Genomic DNA, 25,719 nt, shown 5'->3' with positions numbered 1-25,719 from the left:
GGGGAAGAACCTTTTAGAAACAAGGAGGTTATATTATGAGTGAAGTTCGTTATTTAACTGTGTCAGCATTAACACGCTATATTAAGCGGAAATTTGATGTCGATCCTCATCTACAAGATATTTGGATTAAAGGTGAAATATCTAACTTTAAAAAGCATAGTAGAGGTCATATGTATTTTACTTTAAAAGATGAAAATGCTCGCATTGCAGCGGTCATGTTTGCTGGTCATAACAGCAAATTAGCCTTTCAGCCTGAAGAAGGAATGAAAGTGTTAATTCGCAGCGAAATATCTGTATACGAGCCGAGTGGAAACTACCAAATGTATGTAAAGGAAATGCAGCCTGATGGCGTTGGTAATCTCTACTTAGCTTATGAACAGTTAAAGAAAAAGCTTGAAAAAGAAGGGTTATTTCATGCTTCCCACAAACAAAATCTCCCTAAATACCCGAGTACAATCGGTGTAATTACATCCCCGACAGGAGCCGCAGTGCGCGACATTATTACAACGCTAAAGAGGCGCTATCCAATCGCTAAAATCATTGTTATACCAGCTCTCGTTCAAGGTGTGAACGCTGCTCCTTCAATCGTAAAAGCAATTAACGAAGCAAACAAGCGAGACGAAGCTGATGTGCTAATTGTTGGGCGAGGAGGAGGGTCAATTGAAGAGCTATGGGCATTTAATGAAGAAGTGGTTGCACGCGCGATTTATCATTCCGCGCTGCCTATTATTTCAGCTGTTGGCCATGAGACGGACTTTACAATCGCAGATTTTGTAGCAGATTTAAGAGCACCTACTCCAACAGGAGCTGCAGAACTGGCGGTACCAAGTATTGCTGAGATTTCAGAGCGTATTTCACAGCGGAATATTCGTTTACTTCGCGCGATGAATGAAAAAATTCAGCACAGTAAAAGAAGATTAGAAAAGTCTCAAAAATCGTATGCGTTTCGTTATCCACAAAAACTAATCGAACAAAAAGAGCAACAACTTGACCGCGTTATCGATACATTATATCGTGAAAGCAAGAGATTTTTTGAAAGAAAGCAAAATCAGTATGAACAACTTGCTATGAACTTGCAGCGTAACCACCCTCAGCAAAAAGTTAAGCAAGCACGTGAACAGCACATGCAGCTAGCAAAAGTATTGCAAAGAGAAATGCAACAGATTATGAAACAGCAACACCTTTTATTTGCAACTACAGCTTCTAAGCTACATGCATTGAGCCCGTTAAAAACAATGGAGCGAGGTTATAGCCTGGTGTACGATGATGATCAGACGCTAATAAAGTCCACAAAACAATTGGCAAAAGGTGATACCATTCAAGTTCGATTAACAGATGGACAATTACAGTGTGAAGTGTCAGATATAAAGGAGCGATAAAAATGGCGAACAAAACAGAGCAGACGTTTGAAGACGCAATGGACCAGCTAGAGAAAATTGTGAATAAGTTAGAAGAAGGCGACATTCCGTTAGAAGAAGCGATTGAAAAATTTCAGCAAGGGATGTCTTTATCAAAATTCTGTCATGATCGCCTTCAGCAAATTGAAAAACAAATGGAGAGCATTTTGCAAGAAGACGGCACGTTAGCACCTTTTACTGTTCAGGAGGAAGAATAGACGTGAGCGAACAGCAGCTACAGGAGTACATTCAGTTTACAAAAGGTAAAGTAGAGACATTTCTACATGGATATGTAACGAATCTGCAAGCGCCTTCGCTATTAAAAGAATCGATGTTGTATTCATTAACGGCTGGAGGAAAGCGTCTGCGACCAATGTTGGTCTTTGCGACGCTAAAAGCATTAGGGCATGATGAAGAAAAAGGGCTCGCAGCTGCAAGCGCAGTTGAAATGATTCATACATATTCACTCATTCACGATGACTTACCAAGCATGGATGACGATGATTTACGAAGAGGTAAGCCAACAAATCATAAGGTGTATGGCGAAGCGACGGCGATTTTAGCTGGTGATGCGCTATTAACCAACAGTTTTCAGGTAATTATAAACGCCTCAGAAATAAAAGATGAAGTAAAAGTGAAGCTTCTAAGTGAGCTTGTGAAAGCAGCTGGAGCAGAAGGTATGATTAAAGGACAGGTTGCTGATATGCAAGGAGAACAGCAGCATGAACATTTAACTCTTCAGCAGCTAGAAGATATTCATATACATAAAACAGGAAAGCTTTTAAGTTTTTGTGTGAAAGCAGGTGCAATCTTAGGTGAAGCTACTGAGGAACAATTAGAGCTTCTAGAGAAGTTCAGCTTTAACTTAGGGCTTGCTTTTCAAATTCAAGATGACATTTTAGATATTGAAGGGTCCGAAGAAGCAATTGGTAAACCTGTTGGAAGCGATACGGAGAATGAAAAGACGACGTATCCTCTTCTACTTGGGATGGAAGCAGCAAAGCAAAAGCTTCATCATCATATTCAATCTAGCTTAGATGCGCTTAAAACAACCAAGTTGGATACGGGGTTGCTTGAAGAAATTTGTCTATACGTGGCGAAGCGTGATCGTTAAGTAATGGCCCTGTTTTTTATATAAATGAGATAAAATAAGATTGAGTCCCAATATTGCCTATGCTATAATAGCCTTACTACTATGTCAAAGACGTAGTGCATAGGTTTGCAAGACATATACAATATTTTGGTGGCCGTTATCACATTTGTGTTAGCGGCTATTTTTTCACGGTTTTCTTTTAAAGAGAGGTATGTTTACTTATAACCTGACAAAGGTATTATAAGTAGTAACTGTGTTAATAATTGACTATTAGTATAAAACCATACAAAATGTATTAAGGTAACTTTATAACAAGTACGAAAGTGAGTGATCCAGATTGGATCTTACAACGATAAAAAGTCCTGATTTTTTAAAAAAGATGTCAATAACAGAATTAGAAGCATTGAGTGAAGACATTCGTCGCTTTTTAATTACAAAACTCTCTGCAACAGGAGGCCACATTGGGCCAAACCTAGGAGTAGTTGAGCTGACGGTTGCGCTTCATAAAGTATTTAACAGCCCAAAGGATAAATTTTTATGGGATGTTGGACATCAGTCCTATGTTCATAAAATTTTAACGGGGCGAGCATGCGAATTCGATACGATTCGCCAGTACAAAGGTCTTTGTGGCTTTCCTAAGCGGGATGAAAGTGAACATGATGTGTGGGAAACAGGACACAGCTCTACGTCATTATCTGCTGCAATGGGAATGGCAATTGCGCGTGATTTGCAAAAAACAAAATCTTATGTTGTCCCAATTATTGGTGACGGAGCATTAACAGGCGGAATGGCCTTGGAAGCGCTAAACCATATTGGACATGAAAAAACAGATATGACGGTTATTTTAAACGATAACGAAATGTCAATTGCCCCAAATGTAGGTGCTCTTCACAGCGTACTAGGACGACTTCGTACAGCAGGGAAATACAACTGGGTAAAAGATGAGCTAGAAGTATTTCTGAAAAAAGTGCCAGCCGTTGGAGGGAAGTTAGCAGCCACAGCGGAGCGAGTTAAAGATGGCCTGAAGTATATGGTTGTGTCCGGTATGTTTTTTGAAGACCTTGGGTTTACATATCTAGGTCCGGTGGATGGTCATAATTACGAAGAGCTTTTAGAAACTCTTCAGTATGCCAAGAAAACAAAAGGTCCAGTTGTCGTTCATGTTATTACGAAAAAAGGTAAAGGTTACTTGCCAGCGGAAAGTGATACTAGCGGTGCGTGGCACGGTCCAGGCCCTTATAAAATTGAGTCTGGTGACTTTATTAAAGATAAGAATGTACCGGTAGGATGGAGCGCATTAGTGAGTAATACTGTTTTAAAGATGGCTCGTAAAGACGACCGTATTGTAGCAGTGACTCCTGCTATGCCGGTTGGTTCGAAGCTAGAAGCATTTCAACAAGAATTTCCTGATCGTATGTTTGATGTTGGAATTGCAGAGCAGCATGCGACAACGATGGCAGCTGGCTTAGCTACTCAAAATATGAAGCCATTTTTAGCTATTTATTCAACGTTCTTGCAGCGTGCTTACGATCAAGTTGTGCATGATATTTGTCGTCAAAAGCTAAATGTATTTATCGGAATTGATCGAGCTGGTTTAGTAGGAGCAGATGGTGAAACACATCAAGGTGTATTCGATATTGCGTTTTTACGTCATTTACCAAACTTGGTGTTGATGATGCCGAAAGATGAAAACGAAGGTCAGCACATGGTTCATACAGCCTTAACATATGAAGCAGGACCGATTGCTATGCGTTACCCTAGAGGGAATGGTTTAGGCATACCATTAGATGACGAGCTAAAATCGATTGATATTGGGACATGGGAAGTGCTAAAAGAAGGTACAGATGCAACGATCTTAACGTTTGGTACAACCATTCCAATGGCTATGGAAGCGGCGGAAGCATTAAGTAAAAAAGGTATTCAAGTTGAGGTTGTAAATGCACGTTTTATTAAGCCAATGGACGAAGAGATGCTGCATAACATTTTAAAATCAAATCGTCCTGTTTTAACAGTTGAAGAAGCCGTATTGCAAGGTGGGTTTGGAAGTGCAGTACTAGAGTTTTCTTCAGAGCATGGCTATTATTCCGCCATCGATCGTATGGGGATTCCAGATAAATTTATTGAGCATGGAAGCGTAACAAAGTTATTAGAAGAAATCAACTTAACAACCGAAGAAGTAATTAATCGAGTAAATAAACTCGTAAGACCAATACAAAAGAGGCTTGAAGTGAAGTGACGAAAAAAGAACGAGTAGACGTTTTACTAGTCGAAAGAGGCTTGGTAGAAACGAGAGAGAAAGCGAAGCGAACAGTTATGGCTGGTCTTGTATACGCGAACGAACAGCGGTTAGATAAGCCTGGGGAAAAGATTGACCGAGATACACCGTTGACTGTAAAGGGAGCAGTAATGCCGTATGTGAGTAGAGGTGGCTTTAAGCTTGAAAAAGCACTGAAAGAGTTTGATGTACAAGTAAAAGATCGTATTATGATTGACATCGGCTCATCAACGGGTGGATTTACTGACTGTGCTTTGCAAAACGGAGCAAAAATGTCATATGCATTAGATGTTGGGTACAACCAACTAGCTTGGAAGCTACGACAGGATGAGCGAGTGGTTGTAATGGAACGTACGAACTTTCGTTATGTTACGCCAGCTGACCTAGCAGCAGGATTACCTGAATTTGCGTCAATTGATGTTTCATTCATTTCCTTAAAGCTAATTCTACCCGTGTTAAAACAGCTCCTTGTATCAGGTAGTGATGTGGTAGCACTTGTGAAGCCGCAGTTTGAAGCCGGTCGTGAGCAAGTTGGAAAAAAAGGGATTGTACGAGATGCAAAGGTTCATGAAGAAGTTGTTGAAAACATGATGAACTTTGCACTCAAGGAAGGGTATGATGTACGAAACGTATCGTACTCACCGATTACGGGTGGAGATGGAAACATTGAATTTTTACTTCACCTACATTGGAAAGGGCAAAGAGAACAAGGAGAGAACCTTGCTGGTCTGACAGCTCAAGAAGTTGTTGAACAAGCGCATTCTGTACTTAAAGAGAAAAAGTCTTAACGCTCTTTTCTCTTTTCAAGCATCAAAAGCCAATGCTAGTAATTCTAGCATTGGCAATTTGATTATACACCTTTATACGCAAAGGTGTATAATCAAATTGAATGTCAGCATGATGTGGAAGAGAATCATAACATTTCGTCTATACTATAAGAAATAAGATAATACATATTAGTGTGAGGTGCCAGTATGAACAAAGGGCAAAGACATATTAAAATTCGTGATATTATTACAAACAATGATATTGAAACGCAAGATGAGTTAGTAGATATTTTAAAAAATCAAGGATTTAACGTAACGCAAGCAACCATCTCTCGCGACATTAAAGAGCTTCACTTAGTAAAAGTTCCGTTAATGGATGGTCGCTACAAATACAGTCTCCCTGCAGATCAGCGCTTTAACCCTTTACAAAAGCTAAAGCGTTCATTAATGGATGCTTTTGTGAAAATTGATTCAGCTGGACATATGCTGGTAATGAAGACCTTGCCGGGTAATGCCAACGCCATTGGAGCATTGATTGATCATTTAGATTGGGAAGAAATTTTAGGTACAATTTGTGGTGATGATACGTGTTTGATTATTTGTCGAACGCCTGAAGACACCCAAAAGATTTCGGATCGATTCTTAGAAATGTTGTAAAGGTGTGTGAAACAGATTGTTAGCAGAACTATCAATCAAAAACTTTGCCATCATTGATGAGCTTTCAGTATCGTTTGAAAAAGGCTTAACAGTTTTAACAGGTGAAACAGGAGCTGGTAAGTCAATTATTATTGATGCCATTCATCTGCTTGTTGGTGGACGCGGTTCATCCGAGTTTGTAAGGCATGGAACAAATCGAGCGGAAATCGAAGGGTTATTTCTAATTGAAGACGAGCACCCTTGCTATGAAAAAGCGAAGCAGGTGGGAGTTGAAGTTGAAGATGGCATGGTGGTACTCAGACGAGATATTACCATGAATGGTAAGAGTATTTGTCGTATTAATGGAAAGCTAGTCACGCTTGGCATTTTACGTGAAGTGGGTCAAACACTGATGGATATTCATGGTCAGCATGAGCATCAGGACTTAATGAACCAAGATCGACATCTAATTCTTCTTGACCAGTATGGAGGTCAGAAGGTTGAAGAAGCACTATCAGAATATCGAGAAGTGTTTGCTACATATACAACGCTAAAGAAACAATTAGAACAATTAACAGAAAACGAACAGCAAATGGCCCACCGCTTAGATTTAATTCAATTTCAGCTTGATGAAATAAAAGCAGCCGACCTTCAACCAAATGAAGATGAGCAACTGATGGATGAGCGCCTTAAAATTTCTAACTTTGAAAAGATTTATACGTCCTTAACGGATGCATATAACGCTCTTCATGGTGAGCAAAGAGGACTAGATTGGCTAGGTGTAGCTATGAACCATGCAGAAGAAATTTCGAATTTAGAAGACACCTATGGCGAAATTTCAGAAGTCATATCATCAAGCTTTTATCAAATTGAAGATGTGTCTTATCGTATTCGCCAGCAGCTCGATTTATTAGAGTATGATCCAAAGCGTCTCAATTTTATTGAATCACGGCTAAATGAAATTAGTCATTTAAAGCGTAAATATGGTCAAAGCGTTGATGAAATTCTAGAGTATGCAGCTCAAATTGAAGATGAAATTGATCGAATTGAGAACCGAGATACTCATGTTGAAAAAATTAAACAAAAACTGTCGAGCGTAGCAGAGGACTTGCTTGTTGAAGCGAAAAATGTTTCTGAGGTTAGAAAGCAGTTAGCTGCGGAATTAACGGATAGTATTCATCAAGAGCTACAGGAGCTTTATATGGCTAAAACTATCTTTAATATCGTATTTGAAAAGCTACCGCCAAACCAAGCTGATAGCGAACTGAGCGGTGGTTCTGTTAAGTTTACTAAGGATGGTATTGATTCAGTGGAGTTTTATATTTCGACAAACCCAGGAGAGCCGCTAAAGCCACTTGCTAAAGTAGCTTCTGGTGGAGAGTTATCTCGTATTATGCTTGCACTAAAAAGTATTTTCTCTAAGCATCAAGGTGTTACGTCCATTATTTTTGATGAAGTAGATACAGGAGTGAGCGGTCGTGTCGCACAATCCATTGGTGAAAAAATTCACGCCATCTCTGTAGATTCCCAGGTGCTTTGTATTTCGCATCTTCCACAGGTCGCTGCTATGGCGGATACACATTTGTTTATTTCAAAGCAAATCAAAGATGATCGCACTACAACATCTGTTTTACCGTTAAACGAAGAAGAGAAAACAAAAGAAATTGCTCGCATGATTGCAGGAGCCGAAATAACCGATTTAACGCAGCAGCATGCCCAAGAACTGTTAGGTCTAGCAGCAAAAATTAAACAATAATTATTTAAAAAGCGCTTCTGGTGGATTGTTATGTGCCAAAAGCGCTTTTTTTATGTAGTAAACATCGGTTAAAAATCTTTCCTGCGGTTCTTTTTATTTTTCTTTGAACTTCGGTTATAAATGGGCTATAAGAAGGCAAAAGTAAAAGTGTAGCCATTTAGGCGAGGAAGCGAGGAGAGTGAAAAGATGAACAATCGACTTAGATATATAATTGGTGCAATTCTCCTTGTTTCGTTTATTTTTGTAGGCTTTATCCCTGTTGTGCAGCAATACCTTACTATCCCAAAACAAATGAAACTGTTTAAAAGTGATGAAGTAAAATTTTCCACATCGTTAGCAGTTAGCACTCATAGTAATGATGTTATTGAAACGATGAAACAAGATGCTAAGCTTAGCATAGCTGGCAAAGAAGTAGGCAAAGAAGAAATGATGCTTCATCTTGCAGGAGTACCGGTCAAAAGAGTAGATGTTCAAGTATTATCTGACTTTAAAGTCATTCCTGGAGGCCAATCAATTGGCGTCAAGTTGAACTCTAAAGGTGTTTTGGTTGTTGGTTATCATCAAGTTGATACGAAAGATGGAAAGAAATCTCCTGGTGAAATTGCAGGCATCCAAGTAGGCGACATGATTACAAAAATCAATGGCAAAACGATTGAAAAAATGAGTGATATTACGCCATTTATTCAGCAAGCAGGAAAAACTGGAGAGCCTTTAAAATTACAAGTAATGAGAGAAAAAGAACAATTACAAACAAAGTTATATCCCTTAAAAGACAAAGAAGATTACGCGTATCGAATTGGTCTATATATTAGAGATTCTGCTGCGGGCATTGGTACGATGACTTTCTATGATCCCAAATCAAAAAAATATGGAGCGTTAGGTCACGTAATTTCCGATATGGATACCAAAAAGCCAATTGTTGTAGAAGATGGGCAAATCGTACGCTCTACCGTCACATCAATTGAAAAAGGTGAAAACGGTGTTCCAGGTGAGAAGCTAGCGCGTTTCTCAGAAAATAAAGAAATTATCGGTAATATTAAAACAAATAGCCCATTTGGTATCTTTGGAAAGCTATCTGAAACGATGGAAAATGGCATTTTAGATAAGCCGATGCCGATTTCACTATCTCATCAAGTAAAAGAAGGACCAGCTAAAATCTTAACGGTGGTCGAAAACGATAAAGTGGAAGAATTTGATGTGGAAGTTGTTAGTAGTGTTCCGCAAAAGTTTCCTGCTACTAAAGGAATGGTCATTAAAATTACAGACAAAAAGTTATTAGAAAAAACAGGCGGTATTGTGCAAGGAATGAGCGGAAGTCCAATTATTCAAGATGGCAAAGTAATTGGAGCCGTTACTCATGTGTTTGTGAATGACCCAACTTCAGGATATGGTGTTCATATCGAATGGATGTTAAATGAAGCGGGCATTAATATTTATAAAAAAGAATCAAAAAGAGCGAGCTAATGATAAATAGTTCGCTCTTTTTGTTATGAAAAGACTGTCGTATTTTTGTTAGAAAAACGTCGAAAAAACCAGAAAACAAAAGGAATTTATGGGATAATGATAAAAAAGACTTTTTTATAAAAAAATAAAGGAAATAATGTTGCATTGTCGAATTTGTCCTTTAGAATAAAGAGTAGAGACATGCGGGACTGGCGTATAAGTTAAGGGAATGAGGAGGAAGATACTTTGAAAAAAATTAAAGTATGTTTAGTCGATGATAATAGAGAATTAATTGGACTGCTTGAGGATTACATTTCTGAACAAGGTGATATGGAAGTAATCGGGGTTGCGTATAACGGGCAGGAATGTTTGTCTATTTTAAAAGATAAAGACCCGGACGTGCTTGTACTAGATATCATCATGCCTCATTTAGACGGGCTTGCAGTATTGAGTCAATTAAAAGAAATGAAAAAAGAAAACTATCCTAATGTAATTATGTTAACCGCTTTTGGTCAAGAAGATGTGACGAAAAAGGCAGTCGATTTAGGTGCTGCTTATTTTATATTAAAGCCATTTGATATGGAAAACTTAGTAAATCATATTCGCCAGGTAAGTGGTCAAGCATCATCTTTTACAAACCGTTCATCCTCATCAGCAATGCGCTTACAGCGTGATAATAAACCTGCAAACTTAGATGCGAGCATTACAAGCATTATTCATGAAATTGGTGTGCCTGCCCATATTAAAGGTTACTTATATTTACGTGAAGCGATCTCCATGGTTTATAAAGATATTGAATTACTTGGTTCGATTACAAAGGTTCTTTATCCGGATATTGCAAAAAAATATAATACCACAGCAAGTCGTGTGGAACGTGCCATTCGCCACGCAATTGAAGTAGCCTGGAGCAGAGGAAACATTGATTCAATTTCGTCTTTATTTGGCTATACTGTCAGCATGACAAAAGCAAAGCCTACAAATTCGGAGTTTATTGCAATGGTTGCGGATAAATTACGCCTTGAACATAAAGCTTCTTGAGAGGGGAAGAAGTAAACGAATGCTTATTAGTGTCCTTGAATAGTAAGATATATTTAGATAAATGAAAAAACATCATTCTTTACGAGGACGCTGATCCTACAAAGAATGATGTTTTTTATTGTACTAGTTTTTTCAAAAGCTATTCATAACTTTAGGCACTAAGTACAATAAAGATGATAAATATCTGTACGGTTAGATTTGAAAATAGTTAATTTATTAAAATAAGTATAGATGATACCATATACACTTGTAAAAGTGTTGATTTGTAAATAAGCGGAACGAACTGCTATGCATACTTGTTATGGTTTTCACATATTGAATAAGTAACATAACATCCACTCCCACTTTTAATTTATTTGTTAAAAAAGAAGGTGACATTTAAAATTGAGGATTCATATGAAATATAAGCGTATTATTTTTGCATTTTGTATGGCATTAAGTATTTCTTGTTTTGTTTCATTTACCTTGGTATCCATTAACTTTGGTTACAATGATACATTTATGTCAACGTGGTTAAAAATCTGGTCTGAAGCTTTTGTATGTGCTTTTTTTGGTTCGTATTTCTTTCCAATCGGAATCAATAAACTAATGAACAAAATTCAGTTTGTGGAAGAGTCTCTGAATCGTAGTGGAAAAGAAATGTAAAAAGATCCTCGGCTTGAAAAGCCGAGGATCTTTTTATTGAAGAAGGGATAAGATAAAAGTCCAAATACAAACAAATAAAAGTAAAGCGAGGCTGTAGCGAAGCGTCATCTTGGTTAACTCAGCTTCTTTTCCTGTTTGACCAACTGCTGCTGTTGCAATAGCAATTGACTGCGGGGATACGAGCTTTGCCATGACTCCTCCAGCTGTGTTGCTAGCAACTAGCATAGAAGGGTTTGTTCCAATTAAAGATGCGGCCGTTGTTTGGATTGGAGCAAACAGCGTGTTGTTATTCACAACAGATCCCGTCATAAAAACACCAATCCAGCCGAGAACAGGGGAGAACAAAGGAAAAATTTGACCTGCTTCGGCTACGGCATTCCCAAGTGCCATTGTTAAGCCACCATATGTCATTAGTTTAGCGATGCTGATAACAGCACAGATCATCCCAATAGGAATGATAAATTCTTTGATTGTCTTTCCTAGAAGTGCTATGCTCCGAGAACGGTTAATGTTTTTCGTTGTTAAAACAGTCGTTATAGCAGCAAAAAGGATGGCCGTTCCTGTTGCTCCAATGAAATCAATTGAAAGTACAATAGGTGTTCCAGGAGCATTAAAAGTGAAAACAAAAGGTGATAACAGGTTTCCTGGTTGGAAAAGAGATTTGAAAACAGGAAGGCTCCAGATTAGTACAAATCCTGTTAACAAATAAAAAGGTGACCAAGAAAGAATAACTTCTTTTACTGGATATTTTCTCACAGTAGGGGCTTGTCCATTTAGCAAGAAAATACGCTTTGGCTGCCATTTACGTAAGAAAAGAGCAAGTGCTCCCATTGCTAAAAGCGCAGGAATAATATCAGCAAGCTCTGGCCCAATTAGGATGGTCATAGCGGCTTGTGCACTAGTATAAACAAAAGATGTGACCAAAATAGCAGGGAGCGTTTCTTTAACTCCTCGCCATCCATCAATTAAAAAGATAAGTAAAAAAGGAATCGTAAAGTTAATGAAAGGGAGAGTTAAAGCCGTTTGCACCGATACATCCATGGCACTTACGTTCTCTAACTGAAAAGTATCAACAATCGCTACTGGAATCCCAATGGCGCCAAATGCACCAGATGCTCCGTTCGCGATTAGGCAAAGCATAGCTGCTTGAAGTGGCTTAAAACCGAGTGAAACAAGTAGTACGGCGCAAATTGCAATTGGCACACCAAAGCCTGCAGCTCCTTCTAAAAAGGCATTAAAGCAAAAGCCGATGAGCAATAGCTGAAGTCGCTGATCACTGGAAATGTTAATAATACTACCTCTTAAAACATCAAATTTTCCGGTTTCAACGGCAATTTTATAAAGCCACACAGCCATAATAATAATATAGCCAATAGGCCAGATACCTTGAACGAACCCTTGAATAACGCTGCCCAATGCATGCGTAGGTGAAAGGTCAAAAAAGTAAATAACAAGAAAGAGCGTAATACCCAAGTTTAACAGTGCTGCATAAATTCCTTTCATTTTAAAAAGGGTCAAACATATTAAAAATGAGATAATGGGAATAGCTGCAATAAGTGCTGAAAGCGTAAGGTTTTGAAATGGATTATACGTATCAACAAGCATATGAATGGCTCCTTTAGAAAGCGAGAAAGCGAACTTCCTCGCTTCCTGCTTAGTTTGTTAAAGAGAAAAATGGCTGCTGAATTGCTTTTAACGTTTGAATAGATTTTGAGAATTTTTCATGTTCGGACTTATCTAACGGAAGTTCTAAGACTTTCTTTACACCTCCACGGTGAATGATACTTGGAACACCTACATAAATATCATGTTCACCATATTCTCCGTCTAGATAGGCTCCTACTGGAAGGACAACCTGCTCATTTCTCAAGATGGCTCTCGTAATTCTAGCTAATCCCATTGCGATACCATAATAAGTAGCACCTTTGGATTTGATAATTTCATAAGCCGCATTTCGTACTTGAACAGCAATTTCTTCTTTTCGTTCTGATGATAGCTGATCTGCGATTGGTGTTCCAGAAATGTTAGCGCCACTCCAAACGGCAAGCTGAGAATCTCCGTGTTCTCCAATGATATAACCGTGGACGCTCGTTGGAGCTGCGCCAAGCTCTTCACTGAGGAGATGACGGAAACGAGCTGAGTCAAGGATGGTGCCTGAACCAATCACGCGTTCCTTTGGAAGTCCTGAAAATTTCCATGTGGCATAAGTAAGGATATCAACTGGGTTTGTCGCTACTAAAAAAATACCATTAAATCCAGAGGACATGACTCCATTCACGATGTGTTCAAAGATTTTGACATTTTTATGAACAAGGTCAAGTCTTGTTTCTCCTGGCTTTTGAGCTGCTCCTGCACAAATTACGACAATAGCAGCATCTTTGCAATCATCGTACGTTCCAAAAGAAATGCGCATAGAGCTTGGAGCATATACGATACCGTGAGCTAAATCCATTACATCACCGCGTGCTTTTTCTTCGTTTAAGTCAACTAACACTAACTCATCGCAAATACCTTGGTTCATTAATGAATAGGCATAGCTTGCTCCAACTGCACCTGTACCTACTAACACAACTTTGTTTCCTAATGTCATTTCCATAAGAATGCCTCCTCAAGCAAATAGTATGTGAAATATTTCACATAGTTAGATAAATAAAAAACAAATCATCTTTAATTTTTTGTAATCATTTCGGCGAATTAGATATTGTGAAGTATTTCACAATTAGATAATAACACTTACTTTTTCATTTTGCAATAATAAAATATCATTTTTGTTAAAAGTTAATTAAATAAAAAAAAGACCTTCTTAAAAGGCCTTTCTTATCTTGGATCGCTCCATAATACCAGTGATCTATCATTAGCTCTTGTCGTCTTCTTTATCCAGCTGAGCAAGCTTTTGCAATAGGATATGCTGGGGCATGTGCATAAGTTGTTCTAAAGGAACGTTTAGTTTTTCAGCTAGTTTGACAGCCGTATCAGGTGAGATTTGTAATGGTCTCATACATATCAACTCCTATTCTCTTGTAAAATATATGTGTAAGCATTATGATAAATTGCAACTACCTTGTTAATCATAAGTCATAATGAAGGGATTGAGCAAGTATGCGTATTATGGGTCACAGAGGAGCAGCAGGGACGTTTCCTGAAAATACAATGATTTCGTTTGAAGAAGCAATCAGAGTAGGAGCAGATGGAATTGAGCTTGATGTTCATATGTCCAAAGACGATGAGCTCATGGTTATTCATGATGAAAAAGTTGATCGTACAACAAATGGTAAAGGGTATATAAGGGACTTTAATTATAAAGAATTAAGAAGCCTTGATGCGAGCTATAAATTTAAAAAGAAATACGGCGCGTGTCAAATACCTACGTTAAAAGAAGTACTAGCTTGGGCTTCTAATCAACAGTTTTCTGTTAATATTGAATTGAAAAACAACTTGTTTGACTATCCTTATTTAGAAATGAAAGTACTGGACCTTATTTACTATTATAAAATGAAAGACCGTATCATCATATCTTCATTCAATCATAATAGCTTAGCGAGAGTAACATCTTTTGATTCAACCATTGAAACCGCTATTTTATACTCATACCCAATGTTTGAGCCTTGGATTTATGCTCAACACCTTGGTGCTAGAGCACTTCATCCAAATTATCGTACGGTTAATCAAGTAAACGTAGCTGCTTCCAAAGACTATCGTATCCCTGTGCGTCCATATACGGTGAATGATGTGAAGCTAGCGAAACAGCTATACGGATATGGCTGTGAATCCATCATCACTGATTATCCTGAGAAGATGGTTAATGAATTTGCTAATAAACGTATGTAAAAAAAGAAGCATCTCTATTTTTTTGATAGAGATGCTTCTTTTTTTTGCTGAAAGCGAGGTTGAACCTTTTGACGCTTTCGATCTCGATGAAGAATAAAACCTGCTACAAATCCTAAACCAATTACAAAAAATAGCAACCCTACAGTGAACTGAAGCATTAAGGATGAAAAAGGCGGCTGTAAAATGCCAAACACCATATCTCTCATTAATTTAATGCCATAACCTGCTAAAACTCCGGGAATTAATAAAATGAGCAATGCAATAATCCTCATCATAGTTAGGAAATCCTTTCCTGGTTTGTCTTACTTAAATGATAAAACAGCAAAAAAAATTGTCAAGACTGTTTAAAGTTTTATATGATAAAGTGGTGCAAGAAGTTGCAGAGTATTTTTCCATTTTAAATGAAAAAGGTGAAAAAATATGCAAACTGTGTTGATTATTGGTGCTAACACGGGTGGGTTGGCCGTATTAAAGATGATTGAAGAAGCGGAAGGCGTAAAGGTAGCTGGAGTAGTAGATGTTAACTCTGAGGCGCCAGCGATGAAGTATGCAGAGCAATTAGGGATAAAAGTGTCCACAAGCTGGTCATCTTTTCTTCACCAAGGTGTGGATGTGATTGTAGATGCGACTGGAAGTGAACGTGTCTTTCAGGAATTACATAAGCAAAAACAAAGTAATACGCTGTTGATTCCAGGATCAGTTGCTAAAATGATGGCTAGCTTAATGGAGCAAAAAGAAGAATTAATTGAGCGGTTAACGCATGAATCAGATAAATATAACCTGATCTTTAACTCTACGCATGATGCAATGATTGTTGTAGATAAAGAGGCAAAAATAACCCTCTTTAATAAAAGTGCTGAACGAATTACAAACTTAAAAAGTGAAAACGTCATTGGAAAGCATATTCATGAATCCATTCCAGCGAGTGAGTTACCAACGACTTTACTGACAAAACGGACGGATTATAATCAAGAGTTTACCATTACGAACAGTCATAAAGTAATTACGTCACGCATTCCTATGATTAATGAAAAAGGAGAATTATTTGGAGCGTTTTCTGTTTTTAAAGATATTACAGAAGTGGTGAATTTAGCTGAGGAAGTAACTAATTTAAAGGATATTCAAACAATGCTTGAAGCAATCATTCAGTCATCAGAAGAAGCCATTTCAGTTGTGGATGAAGAAGGTGTTGGGTTATTAATAAACCCTGCTTATACAAAAATCACGGGACTTCAGCGCTCAGATATTATTGGGAAGCCGGCAACCACAGATATTTCTGAAGGAGAAAGCATGCACATGCAGGTGTTAAAAACAAGAAGAGCTGTGCGCGGTGTCAGCATGAAAGTGGGACCCAACAAAAAAGATGTTGTTGTAAACGTTGCTCCGGTTATCGTGGATGGTAAGTTAAAAGGGAGCGTAGGCGTTATTCACGATATCTCAGAGATACAGCAGCTTACGACGGAATTAAACAGAGCGCGCCAAATTATTCGTACGCTAGAAGCGAAGTATTCATTTGCTGACATTATTGGTGAATCTGAAGAATTTTTGTTAGCCATTGAACAAGCAAAACTAGCAGCTAAAACGCCTGCAACAGTTTTACTGCGCGGAGAGTCTGGAACTGGAAAAGAGCTGTTTGCCCATGCTATTCATAATGCAAGTGAACGAAAGTATAACAAATTTGTACGCGTAAACTGCGCTGCGTTATCGGAATCTCTTTTAGAAAGCGAGCTCTTTGGTTATGAAGAAGGAGCGTTTTCAGGTGCTAAGCGGGGTGGCAAGCGCGGGTTGTTTGAAGAAGCGAATAACGGAAGTATTTTCTTAGATGAAATCGGTGAATTATCAGCACATATGCAAGCAAAACTATTACGAGTACTACAAGAAAAGGAGCTAGTACGAGTGGGGGGGACCAGCTCTATTCCTGTAAACGTGCGAGTGATTGCGGCAACGAATGTGAACTTGGAACAAGGGATTGCCGACGGAACAATTAGACAAGATCTCTACTATCGATTGAATAAAATTCCAATTCAAATTCCACCTCTTCGACAGCGAAAAGAAGACATCGAGACCTTGGCGCTACACTTAATTACGAAAATTAACCAAGACTATGGCAGAAGTGTAGAAGGTCTATCAGAGGATGCATTAAAATTGCTTGTCCACTATGACTGGCCAGGAAACGTCAGAGAGCTTGAGAACATTTTAGGAAGAGCTGTTATTTATATGCATTATAGTGAGGTAATCATTACTGCAAAACATCTTCCAACTCTAAATGATGTAAGTGAACACACTGAACCAACATCTGTTGATTTTACTATACAAAGCGGTGAGACCCTTTCAATGTTAGTGGAACAATATGAAAAAGATGTTATACTGCACGTTTTAAAAGAACATGATTATAATAAAACCAAAACTGCAAAACGTCTAAATATATCAATTCGCGCTCTTTACTACAAGCTTGAAAAATACGGAATTGCAAATATAGGCATGCAATAATATGCACAACATGCAAAATGTTGCACGTGATTTAATGAGCTCATTAATCGATTGTATATCCTAAAAAATAATAAAGCGTATTGTTTTCAGCCTTAATCAAGGGAACTTGTTAGAAAACGAGGAATTCTTCAATGTTCTCAACATTTGGCATGGTTCTTGCAAATATAAAAAGTGGTGAAGCTACTAGCTTCTTTCTTACCAAACTCTAACATGAAAGGTCGAGCATTTCATGATACTTAAACAGTTAATGCGTAAAAGTGTAACAAATAAACAGGTTACAGTTGCCGTTGCTGCTGCTGAGGATGCAGAAACTCTCGAAGCGGTTAACCAGGCATGTGAGCACCAACTAGCTCGTTTTGTTTTATATGGAAACGAAGCTAAAATTAAATCAATTTTAGAGCGAGAGACTGAAAAACGCTTGGAAACGGGCGAAGTTACGATTGTGCATACTAATTCACCTCAACAATCTGCGCAAGAAGCAGTGCATGCCGTAGCAATGAATGAAGCGCATATTGTTATGAAAGGTCACCTCTCAACTTCAACCATTCTTAAAGCTGTTTTACATAAAGAGAACGGTTTGCGAACTGGAAACGTCCTATCACACGTAGCTGCTTTTGAAGTTCCGGGGTATGACAGACCTATTATTGTCACTGATGCAGCAATGAATATTGCACCAAGTATTCAAGAGAAAGTTCAAATTATTGAAAATGCGGTTGGTGTTGCAAAAGCAATGGGGATAACAACACCAAAAGTAGCGCCAATCGCAGCTGTTGAAGTGGTCAATCCAGCAATGGAAGCTACCACAGATGCTGCATTATTAACACAGATGAACAAGCGTGGTCAAATAAAAGGCTGTGTTGTCGATGGACCTCTTGCTTTGGATAATGCCATCAGTCACGTAGCTGCTGAGCAAAAAGGAATCCAAAGTGAAGTTGCTGGAGCAGCTGATATTTTAGTAGTACCTACGATTGAATCAGGAAACATTTTATATAAATCACTTATTTATTTTGCACAAGCAAAGGTTGGAGCTGTTATTGCCGGAGCGAAAGCGCCAATCGTACTTACGTCAAGAGCAGATTCTGCTGAAAGTAAACTTTATTCGTTAGCGTTAGCAATCAACGTAGCGACACATAATTGATAGGAGGAAACAACAATGAAAATTTTTAGCTATATGGAACAGTATGATTACGAACAATTAGTTTTTTGCCAAGATGAGCAATCGGGGTTAAAAGCAATTATTGCAATTCATGATACAACAATTGGGCCGGCTTTAGGTGGAACGAGAATGTGGACGTATGAGTCTGAGGAAGCAGCGATTGAAGATGCGCTGCGTCTTGCAAAAGGCATGACGTACAAGAACGCAGCAGCAGGGCTTAACTTGGGAGGCGGTAAAACAGTTATTATCGGTGATCCTAAGAAGGATAAAAACGAAGAAATGTTCCGTGCATTTGGACGCTATATTCAAGGGCTAAACGGACGCTATATTACGGCTGAAGATGTAGGGACAACAGTTGAAGATATGGACCTTGTATACCAAGAAACTGATTACGTAACAGGAGTTTCACCTGCATTTGGTTCATCAGGAAATCCTTCACCAGTTACGGCTTATGGAGTTTATCGCGGGATTAAAGCAGCAGCAAAAGAAGCTTTTGGTACGGATATTTTAGAAGGGAAAATAATCGCAGTTCAGGGAATCGGAAACGTTGCATATAACCTGTGTCGTCATCTTCATGAAGAAGGCGCACAGCTCATTGTGACAGACATCAACAAAGAATCTGTACAGCGTGCAGTTGAAGAATTCGGTGCAAAAGCAGTAGACCCACAGGATATTTATGGAGTAGAATGTGATATCTATGCGCCTTGTGCACTAGGCGCAACAATTAACGATGAAACAATTCCACAATTAAAAGCAAAGGTAATTGCTGGAGCAGCAAACAATCAGCTAAAAGAAGCGCGTCATGGCGATATGATTCATGAGATGGGAATCATTTATGCTCCGGATTATGTAATCAATGCTGGAGGAGTAATTAACGTAGCGGACGAATTAATTGGTTATAACCGCGAACGCGCATTGAAAAAGGTTGAAACGATTTATGATAATATTGAAAAAGTAATTGAAATTTCAAAGCGAGACGGAATTCCAACATATGTAGCAGCAGATCGCCTAGCAGAAGAGCGTATTGAGAAGCTAAGACGCTCTCGTAGTCAATTTTTACAAAACGGACATCACCTTTTAAGTAGACGCTCTCGCTAACAGTCAACAGCTAGGGACTTGTAGGAATATGCTCCCTAGCTTCATTTAAGTAAACAATATTTTATCCCACTCTTAACGGACAGTAATCCTTCCTTTTAAGATGATGAGGCCAGAAAGAAAAGAAGTGGGAAATCAGCTGTCTGTAAAGGTCCGATAAGTTTAACTAATCACCAGTGGAGATGAAGAAAATTTTCACTGATGGAAGTTAAACTTTATACAGCTAGGAGGCTCTGGTTAATTATGCAAGATTATCGAATACTCACCATTAATCCAGGATCGACATCAACGAAAATCGGTGTATTCCACAATGACCAAATGATTTTTGATCGCACGATTCGCTATGAAGCAAAAGAACTGAGTGTATTTGAAACCATTTATAATCAATATGAATTTCGAAAAAAATCCATTTTAGAAGCGCTTGATGAAGAAGGGATTAATTTATCAAAGCTTAATGCCGTCTGCGGACGTGGGGGATTATTGCGTCCGATTGAAGGTGGTACGTATGAAGTGAATGAGTTAATGCTTAAAGATTTAAAAGAAGGATATGCAGGTCATCATGCATCAAACCTTGGTGGAATCTTAGCGTATGAAATTGGTTCTGGCTTGAATATTTCATCATTTATTGTTGACCCTGTGGTTGTTGATGAACTATTAGATGTGGCAAGGGTGTCAGGCAGCCCGCATATGGCGCGTAAAAGTATTTTTCATGCATTAAATCAAAAAGCTGTAGCCCGTAAAGTTGCAGCTCAGCTCGATAAAAAGTACGAAGAGTTGAATTTAATTGTGACGCATATGGGTGGCGGTATTACTGTTGGTGTTCATAACTATGGAAGAGTTATTGACGTGAATAACGGTTTACACGGTGACGGTCCTTTTAGTCCAGAGAGAGCGGGAAGCGTTCCGGTAGGAGAACTTGTCCGCTTATGCTTTTCGGGTGAGTATTATCGCGAAGATATTATGAAGATGCTTGTTGGTAAAGGTGGATTAGTTGGGTATTTAGGGACGTCTGATGTTCAAAAAGTTGAAAAGCTTATTGAACATGGAAATAAAAAAGCAAAATTAGTGTATGAAGCGATGGCTTACCAGATTGCAAAGGAGATTGGTGCAGCAAGTGCTGTGTTAGCGGGGAAAGTCGATGCAATTATTTTAACAGGTGGAATTGCTTATTCAAAAATGTTCGTGAGTTTAATTATTGAACGCGTAAAGTGGATTGCAGATGTTACGGTGTTTCCAGGAGAAAACGAACTTCAAGCACTGGCTGAAGGAGCACTGCGCGTCTTAAAACAAGAAGAGAAAGCGAAGCAATATCCTGGTGAGCATATTCACTCTTCTACACTTTAAAAGGAAAGGTGTGACAATATATGGCAAGGGAATATGATGTAGTAGTTCTAGGGGGAGGCACCGGCGGATACGTAGCGGCAATTCGTGCTTCCCAGCTTGGCCTAAGTGTTGCAATTGTAGAAAAAGAAAAGCTGGGTGGTACATGCCTTCATGCAGGTTGTATCCCAAGCAAAGCTTTATTACGAAGTGCAGAAGTGTATCAAACAGCAAAAAAAGCAGACTCTTTTGGCGTTTTAGCATCTGATGTAAAACTCGATTATGAGCGTGTACAAGAGCGAAAAGATTTGGTTGTTACACAGCTGTATAACGGCGTCAAAGGACTGATGAAAAAAGGCAAAATTGATGTGTATGAAGGCTTTGGCCGTATATTAGGGCCATCCATCTTTTCACCGATGCCAGGAACCATTTCAGTTGAGCTAAAGAGCGGTGAAGAAAATGAAATGCTTATACCAAATAACGTAATCATTTCAACAGGCTCGCGCCCAAGAACATTACCAGGGCTAACGATTGACGGTGAGTTTATCATTACATCGGATGAAGCATTACAAATGAAAAATCTTCCTCAATCTATTATGATTGTTGGTGGCGGTGTAATCGGTGTTGAATGGGCTTCAATGCTTGCTGACTTTGGAGTTGAGGTAACGATTATTGAATACAGTGATCGTATTCTACCAACCGAAGATCACGATATATCAACTGAAATGAAAAAACAGCTACAGCGAAAAGGAATTAAGGTAGTTACTTCTGCTAAAGTGTTAGCGGATACCGTTGAAGTAGATAAAAGTGTCAAAGTGAAAGCTGAAGTGAATGGTGAAACAAGTACATACGAAGCTGAAAAGATGCTTGTATCTGTTGGAAGACAAGCCAACGTTGAAGGCATTGGATTAGAAAACACAGACATTGTTGTTGAGAGCGGTTTTATTAAAACAAATGAATTTTATCAAACAAAAGAGTCGCATATCTATGCAATTGGTGACGTCATTGGTGGTCTTCAGCTGGCTCACGTGGCTTCTCGTGAAGGAATTGTAGCAGTCGAACATATAGGAGATAAAAAGCCGCTCCCAATTCAATATGAAAATATTTCAAAGTGCGTATATAGTAGCCCAGAAGTGGCAAGCGTGGGTTTAACAGAACAAGAAGCAAAAGAAAAAGGTCATGCTGTGAAAGTTGGCAAAATGCCGTTTAAAGCAATCGGTAAAGCACTTGTATATGGTGAAGCAGAAGGATTTGTGAAAGTTATTAAAGACGATGAAACAAATGACCTACTAGGAGTTCACATGATTGGTCCTCACGTAACAGACATGATTTCAGAAGCAGGTCTTGCAAAAGTGTTAGATGCGACGCCATGGGAAGTTGCTCATACTATTCATCCACACCCAAGCTTATCCGAAGCAATCGGTGAAGCAGCCCTTGCTGTTGATGGAAAAGCCATTCATTTTTAATTATTAAGGAGGTTATAACTGATGACAGAAAATCGTCATGAAGCACTAGGTTTAACAGATGAACAAGTAGTTGAAATGTATCGTACAATGCTTCTGGCTCGTAAAATTGACGAGCGTATGTGGTTATTAAATCGTGCTGGGAAGGTACCTTTTGTTATTTCGTGTCAAGGACAAGAGGCAGCGCAAGTCGGTGCAGCATTTGCGTTAAACCGTGAGAAAGACTACGCGTTGCCGTATTACCGAGACATGGGAGTAGTCCTTGCATTTGGGATGACGGCTCGTGATTTAATGCTATCAGGATTTGCAAAAGCGGAAGATCCAAACTCAGGTGGTCGTCAAATGCCTGGTCACTTCGGCTATAAAGAGAAGCGCATTGTAACAGGGTCTTCTCCGGTGACAACGCAGGTTCCTCATGCCGTTGGAATTGCTTTGGCCGGGAAAATGGAGAAAAAAGAGTTGGTGACATTTGTAACGTTCGGTGAAGGTTCATCAAACCAAGGTGATTTTCACGAAGGTGCTAATTTTGCAGGCGTTCACAAATTACCGGTTATTTTCATGTGTGAAAACAATAAGTATGCCATTTCGGTGCCGGTAGAAAAGCAACTTGGTTGTGAAAAGGTATCAGACCGTGCAATTGGCTATGGTATGCCTGGATACACAGTAGACGGAAATGATCCTTTAGAAGTGTATAAAGTTGTAAAAGAAGCAAGAGAAAGAGCAGTAAAAGGTGAAGGACCAACGCTTATTGAAACGGTTTCTAGCCGCTTGACTGCTCACTCAAGTGATGATGATGATCGCGCTTATCGCGAAGCAGACGAAATTTCAGAAGCGAAGAAAAATGATCCAATTATTCGCTTTGGTGCGTATTTAAAAGAAACTGGGACTCTAACAGATGCGAAAGAAGCTGAAATGCTTGAAGAAATCATGAAAATTGTGAATGAAGCAACAGACTATGCAGAAAATGCTGCATATGCAGACCCAGAATCAGCTTTAAAATACGTATACGGTGAGTGAGGAGGAAACTAAAATGCCAGTAATGTCATATATCGATGCCGTAACAATGGCTATGCGTGAAGAAATGGAGAGAGACCCACGTGTATTTGTGTTAGGAGAAGATGTGGGAAGAAAAGGCGGCGTATTCAAGGCAACGAACGGCTTATATGAGCAGTTTGGCGAAGAGCGCGTAATTGATACACCGCTGGCAGAATCAGCGATTGCTGGAGTTGGAATTGGAGCAGCAATGTACGGAATGCGCCCAATTGCTGAAATGCAGTTTGCTGATTTTATCATGCCTGCTGTGAACCAAATCGTTTCAGAGGCTGCAAAAATTCGCTATCGCTCGAACAATGATTGGAACTGTCCAATTACAATTCGTGCGCCTTACGGTGGAGGCGTGCACGGTGCTCTTTATCATTCGCAATCAGTTGAAGCGTTGTTTGCCAATCAGCCAGGTTTAAAAATCGTGATGCCATCTACGCCTTATGATGTGAAGGGGTTATTAAAAGCAGCCATCCGCGATGATGACCCAGTGCTATTCTTTGAACATAAGCGCGCGTATCGCTTAATTAAAGGTGAAGTGCCAGAAGATGATTATGTACTTCCAATCGGAAAAGCAGATGTGAAGCGCGAAGGTGATGATATTACTGTTATTACATATGGTCTTTGCGTCCATTTTGCACTCCAAGCAGCTGAAAAACTTGCGGCTGATGGAGTTTCAGCTCATGTATTAGATTTACGAACAGTTTATCCATTAGATAAAGAAGCGATTATTGAAGCTGCATCTAAAACAGGTAAGGTGCTTCTTGTAACAGAAGATAACAAAGAAGGAAGCATCATGAGTGAAGTAGCGGCTATTATTGCAGAACATTGTTTATTTGATTTGGATGCACCGATTCAACGTTTGGCTGGGCCAGATATTCCAGCTATGCCATATGCTCCAACGATGGAGAAGTATTTTATGGTAAATCCAGATAAAGTAGAAAAAGCAATGAGAGAATTAGCTGAATTTTAAAGGAGTTGTTTCCAGTGGCAATTGAAAAAATCAAAATGCCTCAGCTTGGAGAAAGCGTAACGGAAGGCACGATTAGCAAATGGCTAGTAGCTGTGGGAGACCAGGTTAATAAATATGATCCATTAGCAGAAGTGATGACCGATAAAGTGAATGCAGAAGTGCCATCTTCATTTACGGGTGTGATTAAAGAAATTATTGCAGCTGAAGACGAGACGCTGCCAGTTGGAGAAACGCTGTGTTTGATTGAAGTAGAAGGAGCTTCTTCAGCAGATACAGCTCAAAATGCGCCAAAAGAAACGAATGAAAAAGTTTCTTTACCAGATACAGCTGACCACTCTAATAAAAAGCGCTATTCACCAGCCGTTCTGCGTTTATCCCAAGAACATGGAATTAACCTTGAAACACTTACAGGGTCAGGTGGAGGTGGTCGAATTACAAGAAAAGACGTACTGGCTGCAATTGAAAAAGGTCCGCAAAGGGATTCAGCTGTTCATCAGGAGGCGCCAAAAACAGCACCGGCTTCATCAGCAGCGCCTTCACCAAAAGCAGAGATGAAAAGGTCGGAACCTATTCCAACGGCTTCTGGTGATAAAGCCATTCCTGTATCTGGTGTACGTAAAGCGATTGCCAGCAACATGTTACGAAGCAAGCACGAAATTCCTCATGCATGGACAATGGTTGAAGTGGATGTAACAAGCCTCGTAGCATATCGTGATTCTATTAAAACGGAATTTAAACAAAAAGAAGGATTTAACTTAACGTACTTTGCTTTCTTTGTCAAAGCGATTGCACAAGCCTTAACAGAATTCCCAGAAATCAATTCAATGTGGGCAGGCGATGAAATTATTCAAAAGAAAGACATTAATATTTCTATTGCTGTTGCAACAGAAGATGCATTGTTTGTACCTGTCATAAAAAATGCCGATGAAAAAACAATTAAAGGAATTGCACGCGAAATTAATGAATTAGCGCAAAAAGTACGAGCAGGTTCATTAAAAGCGGCAGACATGCAGGGTGGAACGTTTACTGTTAATAACACGGGATCATTTGGTTCCGTTCAATCGATGGGAATCATTAATTATCCACAAGCAGCAATTTTACAGGTGGAATCTATTGTTAAGCGTCCGGTTGTTATTAATAATATGATTGCCATTCGAGATATGGTCAATCTATGCTTATCTCTTGACCACCGTGTGCTTGATGGACTCGTATGTGGTCGATTCTTAAAACGCATTAAAGAAATTTTAGAATCGATGTCCAAGGAACATACATCTATTTACTAAAAGTGAAAGAGACTGAGACA

Annotated in this window: 23 protein-coding genes; 19 read left to right on the top strand and 4 right to left on the bottom strand. The window is 39.1% G+C overall.

Features of this window, described 5'->3' with window-relative positions:
- The first annotated feature begins 35 nt into the window (after positions 1 to 35).
- The 10 genes from xseA to BFL01S_RS01095 all read left to right on the top strand — a co-directional run bounded on the left by xseA (position 36) and on the right by BFL01S_RS01095 (position 11,050).
- Complete coding sequence (xseA, locus tag BFL01S_RS01140; protein WP_025911501.1) at positions 36 to 1,379, top strand: exodeoxyribonuclease VII large subunit; 1,344 nt, start codon at positions 36 to 38, stop codon at positions 1,377 to 1,379.
- 2 nt (positions 1,380 to 1,381) lie between these two features.
- On the top strand, positions 1,382 to 1,615 hold the full coding sequence (locus BFL01S_RS01135; RefSeq protein WP_025911499.1) for an exodeoxyribonuclease VII small subunit: 234 nt from the start codon (positions 1,382 to 1,384) through the stop codon (positions 1,613 to 1,615).
- 2 nt (positions 1,616 to 1,617) lie between these two features.
- Complete coding sequence (locus BFL01S_RS01130) at positions 1,618 to 2,511, top strand: polyprenyl synthetase family protein (protein ID WP_061784665.1); 894 nt, start codon at positions 1,618 to 1,620, stop codon at positions 2,509 to 2,511.
- Positions 2,512 to 2,827: 316 nt separating this feature from the next.
- Positions 2,828 to 4,726, top strand: a complete 1,899-nt coding sequence (gene dxs / locus BFL01S_RS01125) for a 1-deoxy-D-xylulose-5-phosphate synthase (protein WP_061784664.1) — start codon at positions 2,828 to 2,830, stop codon at positions 4,724 to 4,726.
- On the top strand, positions 4,723 to 5,553 hold the full coding sequence (locus BFL01S_RS01120) for a TlyA family RNA methyltransferase (protein WP_025911493.1): 831 nt from the start codon (positions 4,723 to 4,725) through the stop codon (positions 5,551 to 5,553). The genes dxs and BFL01S_RS01120 overlap by 4 nt, the downstream gene beginning before the upstream one ends.
- Before the next feature lie 186 nt (positions 5,554 to 5,739).
- Positions 5,740 to 6,189, top strand: coding sequence for a transcriptional regulator AhrC/ArgR (ahrC, locus tag BFL01S_RS01115; RefSeq protein ID WP_025911491.1), 450 nt, complete (start codon positions 5,740 to 5,742; stop codon positions 6,187 to 6,189).
- Positions 6,190 to 6,205: 16 nt separating this feature from the next.
- Positions 6,206 to 7,924, top strand: coding sequence for a DNA repair protein RecN (gene recN, locus BFL01S_RS01110; protein ID WP_025911489.1), 1,719 nt, complete (start codon positions 6,206 to 6,208; stop codon positions 7,922 to 7,924).
- 186 nt (positions 7,925 to 8,110) lie between these two features.
- Positions 8,111 to 9,388 (top strand): SpoIVB peptidase, encoded by a 1,278-nt coding sequence (gene spoIVB, locus BFL01S_RS01105; protein WP_061784663.1) that lies wholly within the window; start codon positions 8,111 to 8,113, stop codon positions 9,386 to 9,388.
- 225 nt (positions 9,389 to 9,613) lie between these two features.
- Positions 9,614 to 10,405, top strand: coding sequence for a sporulation transcription factor Spo0A (gene spo0A / locus BFL01S_RS01100; RefSeq protein ID WP_025911485.1), 792 nt, complete (start codon positions 9,614 to 9,616; stop codon positions 10,403 to 10,405).
- Positions 10,406 to 10,801: 396 nt separating this feature from the next.
- Positions 10,802 to 11,050 (top strand): DUF2798 domain-containing protein, encoded by a 249-nt coding sequence (locus tag BFL01S_RS01095; protein WP_235859188.1) that lies wholly within the window; start codon positions 10,802 to 10,804, stop codon positions 11,048 to 11,050.
- A gap of 33 nt (positions 11,051 to 11,083) precedes the next feature.
- Here BFL01S_RS01095 and BFL01S_RS01090 read toward each other — a convergent pair whose 3' ends face one another.
- The 3 genes from BFL01S_RS01090 to BFL01S_RS19780 form a co-directional block, all read right to left on the bottom strand.
- Positions 11,084 to 12,655: an L-lactate permease gene (locus BFL01S_RS01090; protein WP_061784661.1), complete on the bottom strand. Its 1,572-nt coding sequence runs from the start codon at positions 12,653 to 12,655 to the stop codon at positions 11,084 to 11,086.
- 49 nt (positions 12,656 to 12,704) lie between these two features.
- Positions 12,705 to 13,646, bottom strand: a complete 942-nt coding sequence (locus BFL01S_RS01085) for an L-lactate dehydrogenase (RefSeq protein ID WP_061784660.1) — start codon at positions 13,644 to 13,646, stop codon at positions 12,705 to 12,707.
- Positions 13,647 to 13,904: 258 nt separating this feature from the next.
- Positions 13,905 to 14,048 carry a YycC family protein gene (locus tag BFL01S_RS19780; protein ID WP_064484024.1) on the bottom strand — a complete coding sequence of 48 codons (144 nt, stop codon included), beginning with the start codon at positions 14,046 to 14,048 and terminating at the stop codon, positions 13,905 to 13,907.
- Positions 14,049 to 14,149: 101 nt separating this feature from the next.
- Between BFL01S_RS19780 and BFL01S_RS01080 the strand changes: the two genes are divergently transcribed.
- Positions 14,150 to 14,878 carry a glycerophosphodiester phosphodiesterase gene (locus BFL01S_RS01080; RefSeq protein WP_025909233.1) on the top strand — a complete coding sequence of 243 codons (729 nt, stop codon included), beginning with the start codon at positions 14,150 to 14,152 and terminating at the stop codon, positions 14,876 to 14,878.
- Between the two features lie 14 nt (positions 14,879 to 14,892).
- Here the strand turns inward: BFL01S_RS01080 and BFL01S_RS01075 are convergent, their stop codons facing one another.
- Complete coding sequence (locus BFL01S_RS01075) at positions 14,893 to 15,153, bottom strand: DUF2627 domain-containing protein (protein WP_061784659.1); 261 nt, start codon at positions 15,151 to 15,153, stop codon at positions 14,893 to 14,895.
- A 145-nt stretch (positions 15,154 to 15,298) separates the two neighbouring features.
- Between BFL01S_RS01075 and BFL01S_RS01070 the strand changes: the two genes are divergently transcribed.
- The 8 genes from BFL01S_RS01070 (at position 15,299) to BFL01S_RS01035 (ending at position 25,699) form a co-directional block, all read left to right on the top strand.
- Complete coding sequence (locus tag BFL01S_RS01070) at positions 15,299 to 17,368, top strand: sigma 54-interacting transcriptional regulator (RefSeq protein ID WP_025909231.1); 2,070 nt, start codon at positions 15,299 to 15,301, stop codon at positions 17,366 to 17,368.
- 229 nt (positions 17,369 to 17,597) lie between these two features.
- The gene (gene yqiS / locus BFL01S_RS01065; RefSeq protein ID WP_061784658.1) at positions 17,598 to 18,506 is read left to right on the top strand and encodes a phosphate butyryltransferase; all 909 of its coding nucleotides are present in this window, start codon (positions 17,598 to 17,600) and stop codon (positions 18,504 to 18,506) included.
- Positions 18,507 to 18,521: 15 nt separating this feature from the next.
- Positions 18,522 to 19,622: a branched-chain amino acid dehydrogenase gene (gene bcd, locus BFL01S_RS01060; RefSeq protein WP_061784657.1), complete on the top strand. Its 1,101-nt coding sequence runs from the start codon at positions 18,522 to 18,524 to the stop codon at positions 19,620 to 19,622.
- Positions 19,623 to 19,862: 240 nt separating this feature from the next.
- Positions 19,863 to 20,963: a butyrate kinase gene (gene buk, locus BFL01S_RS01055; protein ID WP_035320423.1), complete on the top strand. Its 1,101-nt coding sequence runs from the start codon at positions 19,863 to 19,865 to the stop codon at positions 20,961 to 20,963.
- Between the two features lie 20 nt (positions 20,964 to 20,983).
- Positions 20,984 to 22,405: a dihydrolipoyl dehydrogenase gene (gene lpdA / locus BFL01S_RS01050; protein WP_061784656.1), complete on the top strand. Its 1,422-nt coding sequence runs from the start codon at positions 20,984 to 20,986 to the stop codon at positions 22,403 to 22,405.
- A 21-nt stretch (positions 22,406 to 22,426) separates the two neighbouring features.
- A complete protein-coding gene (locus BFL01S_RS01045; protein ID WP_061784655.1) occupies positions 22,427 to 23,419 on the top strand; it encodes a thiamine pyrophosphate-dependent dehydrogenase E1 component subunit alpha in 993 nt (330 codons plus the stop codon).
- Between the two features lie 13 nt (positions 23,420 to 23,432).
- Complete coding sequence (locus BFL01S_RS01040; RefSeq protein WP_061784654.1) at positions 23,433 to 24,416, top strand: alpha-ketoacid dehydrogenase subunit beta; 984 nt, start codon at positions 23,433 to 23,435, stop codon at positions 24,414 to 24,416.
- Between the two features lie 14 nt (positions 24,417 to 24,430).
- Positions 24,431 to 25,699, top strand: coding sequence for a dihydrolipoamide acetyltransferase family protein (locus tag BFL01S_RS01035; protein WP_061784653.1), 1,269 nt, complete (start codon positions 24,431 to 24,433; stop codon positions 25,697 to 25,699).
- Positions 25,700 to 25,719: the final 20 nt, after the last annotated feature.

The sequence above is a fragment of the Priestia flexa NBRC 15715 genome (assembly GCF_001591565.1).
GTDB classification, from domain to species: domain Bacteria; phylum Bacillota; class Bacilli; order Bacillales; family Bacillaceae_H; genus Priestia; species Priestia flexa.
The sequence above is the reverse complement of the archived record's forward strand: the minus strand, read 5'-3'. Positions and strand labels throughout refer to the sequence as shown.

What these genes read in the sequence shown, in the direction of transcription:
- xseA (WP_025911501.1), top strand. Translation starts at nt 36, where the DNA reads ATGAGTGAAGTTCGTTATTTAACTGTGTCAGCATTAACACGCTATATT.
- BFL01S_RS01135 (WP_025911499.1), top strand. Translation starts at nt 1,382, where the DNA reads ATGGCGAACAAAACAGAGCAGACGTTTGAAGACGCAATGGACCAGCTA.
- ahrC (WP_025911491.1), top strand. Translation starts at nt 5,740, where the DNA reads ATGAACAAAGGGCAAAGACATATTAAAATTCGTGATATTATTACAAAC.
- spoIVB (WP_061784663.1), top strand. Translation starts at nt 8,111, where the DNA reads ATGAACAATCGACTTAGATATATAATTGGTGCAATTCTCCTTGTTTCG.
- BFL01S_RS01095 (WP_235859188.1), top strand. Translation starts at nt 10,802, where the DNA reads ATGAAATATAAGCGTATTATTTTTGCATTTTGTATGGCATTAAGTATT.
- BFL01S_RS01090 (WP_061784661.1), bottom strand. Translation starts at nt 12,655, where the DNA reads ATGCTTGTTGATACGTATAATCCATTTCAAAACCTTACGCTTTCAGCA.
- BFL01S_RS01085 (WP_061784660.1), bottom strand. Translation starts at nt 13,646, where the DNA reads ATGGAAATGACATTAGGAAACAAAGTTGTGTTAGTAGGTACAGGTGCA.
- BFL01S_RS19780 (WP_064484024.1), bottom strand. Translation starts at nt 14,048, where the DNA reads ATGAGACCATTACAAATCTCACCTGATACGGCTGTCAAACTAGCTGAA.
- BFL01S_RS01080 (WP_025909233.1), top strand. Translation starts at nt 14,150, where the DNA reads ATGCGTATTATGGGTCACAGAGGAGCAGCAGGGACGTTTCCTGAAAAT.
- BFL01S_RS01075 (WP_061784659.1), bottom strand. Translation starts at nt 15,153, where the DNA reads ATGATGAGGATTATTGCATTGCTCATTTTATTAATTCCCGGAGTTTTA.
- BFL01S_RS01070 (WP_025909231.1), top strand. Translation starts at nt 15,299, where the DNA reads ATGCAAACTGTGTTGATTATTGGTGCTAACACGGGTGGGTTGGCCGTA.
- yqiS (WP_061784658.1), top strand. Translation starts at nt 17,598, where the DNA reads ATGATACTTAAACAGTTAATGCGTAAAAGTGTAACAAATAAACAGGTT.
- bcd (WP_061784657.1), top strand. Translation starts at nt 18,522, where the DNA reads ATGAAAATTTTTAGCTATATGGAACAGTATGATTACGAACAATTAGTT.
- buk (WP_035320423.1), top strand. Translation starts at nt 19,863, where the DNA reads ATGCAAGATTATCGAATACTCACCATTAATCCAGGATCGACATCAACG.
- lpdA (WP_061784656.1), top strand. Translation starts at nt 20,984, where the DNA reads ATGGCAAGGGAATATGATGTAGTAGTTCTAGGGGGAGGCACCGGCGGA.
- BFL01S_RS01045 (WP_061784655.1), top strand. Translation starts at nt 22,427, where the DNA reads ATGACAGAAAATCGTCATGAAGCACTAGGTTTAACAGATGAACAAGTA.
- BFL01S_RS01040 (WP_061784654.1), top strand. Translation starts at nt 23,433, where the DNA reads ATGCCAGTAATGTCATATATCGATGCCGTAACAATGGCTATGCGTGAA.